Source organism: Desulfonatronospira sp. MSAO_Bac3 (assembly GCF_003838035.1).
GTDB lineage: Bacteria > Desulfobacterota > Desulfovibrionia > Desulfovibrionales > Desulfonatronovibrionaceae > Desulfonatronospira > Desulfonatronospira thiodismutans.
Genome location: NZ_QYZY01000219.1, coordinates 1 through 5,383, shown reverse-complemented (window position 1 = coordinate 5,383; position 5,383 = coordinate 1). Strand labels below are relative to the sequence as shown.

Sequence of the window (5,383 nt, the reverse complement as noted above, 5' to 3'; positions counted from 1 at the left end):
GTTATGTAATGAACACTTCCTTCTTTAACTATTTCAGCATACCGCTGTCACACAGGTGTATCATTTTGTACGTAAAGTACGGTCTACTCCCCTCCTTGGTTAAGGAGGGGCAGGGGTGGTTCGTTATGTAATGAACACTTCCTTATTCATATCCATTTACTCACAGATTTGATTCCCGGCGTGCCCGGGTGAGACGCTTATCTGCATCAGTTATCCCGGATTACTTCGGCCGGATCTATGCGCGTTGCCCTCCAGGCAGCCACCAGCGAGCCGGCCAGGGCCAGGCAGGTGGTCAGAAAAACTATTCCGCCTTTATAACTCAGGGGCAGGGAGCAGAACCTCTCCCCCGGGGCCAGCTCCGAGGCAAAGGTATGATTGATCATGGCCGCCAGGGTGTAGTAGCAGGCAAAACCAAGCATCAGCCCGGCAGCAGCTATCATCAGTCCCTGGACCATGGGCAGGAAAAACACATGCCTGCGTCCCAGGCCCACTAAGCGCAGTACACCCAGGTCCCTGCGCAGCCGTTCCACCGCGGCATAAAGGCTGGAAAGCAAAACCGCCGTTCCACCGCTTATTCCCAGCAGGGCCAACAGGGAATAAAGCCTGGTAAGTCCGGCATCCAGCACCTGAATGCGCTGGATGGTTTCCACCTGGGCCAGAACCTCCATGTCCTCTTCCTGCAGCTGCCTGTATACCCTGGGAACATCGTCAATACTTTCGGTATACAGGCGAAAACCCCTGAAGCCGCCCCTGACCATGGCAAACTCCCCTGACTCGGATTCCAGCTTCACTCCGCGCTGGCTGGCTGTTCGCAGCACGCCCATGAGCTCCGCCGGGACCAGGGGCCTTTGAAGATCTGTGGTTCCAGCCTTTTCAAGCTCTATATCCAACTGCAGCACTCCATGAAAAACCATCTCCAGCCCGGAATCTGAATCTTCAGGCAAAAGAACCCGGGTCAGTCTGTCCGCCGGTGCTGCACTGCCGGTAAAACCTCCCCAGGGAGGATAATCCACTCCCAGCAGAAGAGCCTCCCTGCGGCTTATGGACAGCCCTGCCGGAGATATTTCCCTGCCTGCAGCATCCTGGAGCACAACTCCGCTGACATAGGGCAGCAGGATATGTTCCTTGCCCCGCAGCTTTTGGCGCAGAGCCCGGATCCAGGACATGGTGGCCGGACTGCCTGGAGTGCTCAGGCTGTAAGCAGTCCATTCCTCAGGCAGTGGCACAGCGGTTTTTTCTGTTACTTGAGAATGTTCAGCCTTGTTTATGCCGGCGAAACCGGTGTTTATAATCAGCCCGGTGCGCTCAATGGGGTCCATGGGATCAGGCATCAATAGCAGCACCCCGTCATAGCTGAGGTAAGGCTCTGGAGTATCACCTTCCCAACCCCTCGTTGGTACACCGTAACCCTCTTTATAGGCTTCGATATCCACTACAAAGGATAATGGAGCATAAATCCGGGGCAGGGATCCGGCCCTGGGAGGCAATACTCCAGCCACCTCCAGGCCCGTTGCCGCCATCTCCCTGCGGCCTCCCCGGCTCCGGGTGACCCTGGCCTCCAGGACATCTCCCTGCTCAAGACCGAGAACCCGGGCGGCCTCATGGGTAATCACGCACTGCCCGTCTTCTGGTGCCGGGGCACCGTTTTCCAGGAGCAGAGGATCTCCCGGACCGCTGGATATAAGATCAAACATTTCCAGCCTGCCGGTGTGTGGATGTTCCACATGCACTATGGAAGACAGGGGCAGCACCGAGGGAACGATGAACTCCACCCCGGGCCAGCTGCCCACCTGCTCAAACCATTCCGGGGAAAACTCATATATCTGGGCCGGCCGGACTTCCCGGTACACAGGGTCTTCCACCAGTCTGTCCCGCAGGGTTTCAATGGTGCCGTGCTTTAGCCCCAGAAGAATAAGCAGCGGTGCAATGACCGCGGCCAGGGCTATAATCAGGCACAGGGTCAGAATACGGTCGTGCACCAGGCTGGATGCGGCCAGCCGTGGTACGACCTTGAGAGGGTAATTTTTGTCAGACGACATCATTTGCTCCGCCTGCACTCAGCCCGGACCAGGCCTTCACTGCTCTGGCCCAGGACAAAGCTGTAAGTGACGTCCGCATCCGTCACCAGTTCGGTATCGTGGGTGACCACCACCACAGCCGTGCCCGACTCCCGGGTGACGCTTTGCAGATCCTGCATGATGATCCTGGCCCTGGCCTTGTCCACTGCTGCTGTGGGCTCGTCAGCCAGGACCAGAGCCGGACCGTGGGCCATGGCCCGCAAGATGGCCGCACGCTGGCGCTGGCCTATGGACAGGTAATCCGGTTTGCGTTTCAGGCAGTGCTCAATGCCCAGTCTTGCAGCCAGAGCTGTCACCTGCGTCAGATAATCCTTGCTGCCCTTTATTCTGGCCGGCAGGCACACGTTGTCCATAACGCTTAAAAAGGACAGCAGACCGCCTGTCTGCAGAATATAGCCCATGAAGTTGCGTCGGAGCCGGGCCAGGTGGGACTCCAGACCGTTTTCCCACAGGGACTGCACATCAATGGCAGCATCCTGCTCCCGGCCGGGATTGAGGATGAACCTCCCTACCCGGGTGGGCTGCATGACCAGGGCCAGCATGTCCAGAAGCGTACTCTTGCCGCAGCCGCTGTCTCCCACCAGAGCCACCATCCGCCCCGGGGCGATTTTCAGCTCCGGCACAAACAGCTCAAATACGCTGCCGGCCTGCTCCCGCCGCTTATACAGGTTATCCAGATGTATCACTGACAAAGTCCCCGGTTATCACTCCCATAAATTCTTCCCCATGCCCCACACCCAGTGCCTTGCATCCCTGAATCCCAGAATTCCACAATTCCCCAATCCCAGAATCCCTGAATAGTTAAATCATGGCAGATAATCCAGATGCAGGGGATAAACCATTTCCCGGTCCGGATCGGTTTCATTAAGCCTGAACCATACATCCACCTGCTCATTAATGGCCCTGTACTGCTCCAGCTTGGCCAGGATATTCCACTCCAGCTGGGATCTCTGCTCAGCGGTCATGCTGGCGAACATCTCGTCATTTAAAGACAGGATATCGCTTTTATACGGCAGGGCCTGGATAAAGGACGGCAGCAGGCCGGTATCAGCCAGCCTGCCGGCACCGGATATATCCTCAGGACTCTGCATGGTCTGACTGGAAACGCTCTGCAGGGCCTCGAAAAACTGCATCTGGGTCACTTCTGCGCGCATGAGGGCCTGAATGACATTGTCCAGGGCCTGGGCCAGGGAGCTCAGCTGATCCCTGTTCACAAGCACCCGCACCTCCAGGGAACGGTCCGCAGTGTAGACCAGATCCCGGTCCATGGCCCAGGCCACAATATCCTTGGGAGGGCTTGCGGACTGTCCGATGTACTCCACTAGGGCCGCTTCCCAGAGCTTGCCCACAGCCTCCTGTCCCTGGCCCACCTCCTGGGGTTCGTCCTGGACCTGGGCTGTGGCAGCTGCGGCATCATCGTCTGTGCCCAGCGCCTTTTGCAGCAGATCGTTAATCTCCATGACTATATCATCCACCAGTGCCTGATATTCTTCCTGCTCAAAAGCATCCACGGAGGTGTAGGCCGATTCGCTGCTGCCCCTTACCTGGGAGAGCTTCATATACTGCGGGGTGGCTATGGGATGATCCTCCGTTGCCCTGGGGTCCAGAAGGTGAATGGCCAGAATATGTACCTGGGCATCGTCTGCTTCCCGGCGCAGGTCATGCTCATCCTTGCCGGTGGTGTTCTGTGGGTCACCTTTGGGGTTGGAGCTGGCGTCGGTGATGAAAACCATGAAACGAAGAGAATTATCCCTCCAGTCGGAGCGCAGGGCCTCGTCCACGCCGGCGAAGCCTTCCTCTGCATAGTCCCCACTGCCTACTTCGGTCTCTTCAAGCTCATGTTCCAGCAGGTGGATGAGCCTATCACCGTCCACCAGTTCCGGAGTGAAGTTTAGCACATCGTATTCCAGCCAGGGGACGGTGTCGATGCAGTCCCTGAAACCCACCAACCCGAAACGAAAACGTGCTGCCGTGTCATCTGTAAAATCCTGGACCATTTTCACCACAGCTTCCCTGGTCATATCGATAAAGGGCTGCATGCTCCGGGTGGTGTCAATGGTAAAGACTATATCCACATTCAGATCTTCCATCCGGGCCCCGGCCTGATCGCCGCGCTGAATCCGGGCCTGGGAGCTGTACTCCTCGTCTTCCAGGGTGTCGGCCCCTCGCTGCTCGGGTACGGCTGCGGCCAGCTGCAGAAGGCGAACGTCATCGCCCATGATGCTGGTTTCCTCCCAGTCCAGGATGGGCAGGATGTAGAACTGCTTTGTTATGTCCACGAAACGCTGTGGCTCCATGCTCACTATTTCCCCGGGCACATCGCCCGTCTCAATGCCCTGGTAGATCTCGCGGGCCCTGTCCTGACGCCCGAAGTCGTCAACAAGTTCTTTCAGGCTGTCCAGTTCCCGGAACATGAGCACAGGATTTCGGCCCTCAATCTGACCTCCCGGGTGAGTATAGGAAACCAGCAGGGCCTGACGCCATTCCATAACGTCCGCGGCCTGCATCCAGCCCTGGTGACTGTCCCTTGACTGGCCCACGCGGTACCACCCTTTGGGACTGGCCGGATCACTCATGTCGATGTCTCTTCGTTCAAATACAAACAGGGGATGAAAGGCCGGGATATTGGCAATGACAATATTGTCCGCATCTGCTGCCGGCTCACTGTATACATGGGAAAAAGGACGCGGCAGCACCCTCAGGGGCAGCTGAGTCTCAGCCTCCAGGCAGACCGATTCTCCGGAGCAGGTTATGCCGTCGTCCTGCACAGACATTTCCTCATGGCCATAGGTACCCTCCAAAGCATCCAGATCGGATGGTCCGTGGCCGTGTGTTCCCTCCAGCTCTGAAAGACCTGCCAGCATCAGTCCGTGGTTATCTGAAGACGGGTCCTCAGAGCCTGCCGCAGGCGAGGACAGACAAAAAAACACAAAAATCGCAGTCAGGGCCGCAAGAAAGCACCTCGACTGGTTTAAAAAACTGACTTCCGGTTTCAAGATACACCTCCTTTCTGTTATGGGCATAAGTCTGAAAACTTATCAAATACAAAAATAAATAACTCTAAATACCCTGCACTTGCTCTGGCAGTCGAAGGGCCGAAGCAGCATGTAAACCCAAATCATGCCAGGTGATACCCGATATTTTCGATACCGAGATATAAGGATCTCTGTCGCCAGGAAGAGATTTCCATTTTTTTCGAACAATCCCTTTTTCTATAGTTGTACGACTATGCTAACCGGTTCACCCCGTAAAGTCGTCCTGCATGTCAACCCTGGCTTTTTTTGTAGTCTTTCATGTAGACTTTG

At 56.4% G+C, this 5,383-nt stretch carries 3 protein-coding genes; all 3 read right to left on the bottom strand.

Going from position 1 to position 5,383, the window contains the following annotated elements; translation table 11 throughout:
- Positions 1-206 precede the first annotated feature (206 nt).
- Positions 207-2,042 (bottom strand): ABC transporter permease, encoded by a 1,836-nt coding sequence (locus D5S03_RS07480; protein ID WP_287043283.1) that lies wholly within the window; start codon positions 2,040-2,042, stop codon positions 207-209.
- Positions 2,039-2,764 carry an ABC transporter ATP-binding protein gene (locus D5S03_RS07475; RefSeq protein ID WP_008868672.1) on the bottom strand — a complete coding sequence of 242 codons (726 nt, stop codon included), beginning with the start codon at positions 2,762-2,764 and terminating at the stop codon, positions 2,039-2,041. Before D5S03_RS07475 ends, D5S03_RS07480 begins: the two co-directional genes overlap by 4 nt.
- A gap of 120 nt (positions 2,765-2,884) precedes the next feature.
- Complete coding sequence (locus D5S03_RS07470) at positions 2,885-5,074, bottom strand: vWA domain-containing protein (RefSeq protein ID WP_287043281.1); 2,190 nt, start codon at positions 5,072-5,074, stop codon at positions 2,885-2,887.
- Positions 5,075-5,383: the final 309 nt, after the last annotated feature.

Coding starts and splice junctions, on each gene's coding strand:
- D5S03_RS07480 (WP_287043283.1), bottom strand. CDS start 2,042: ATGATGTCGTCTGACAAAAATTACCCTCTCAAGGTCGTACCACGGCTG.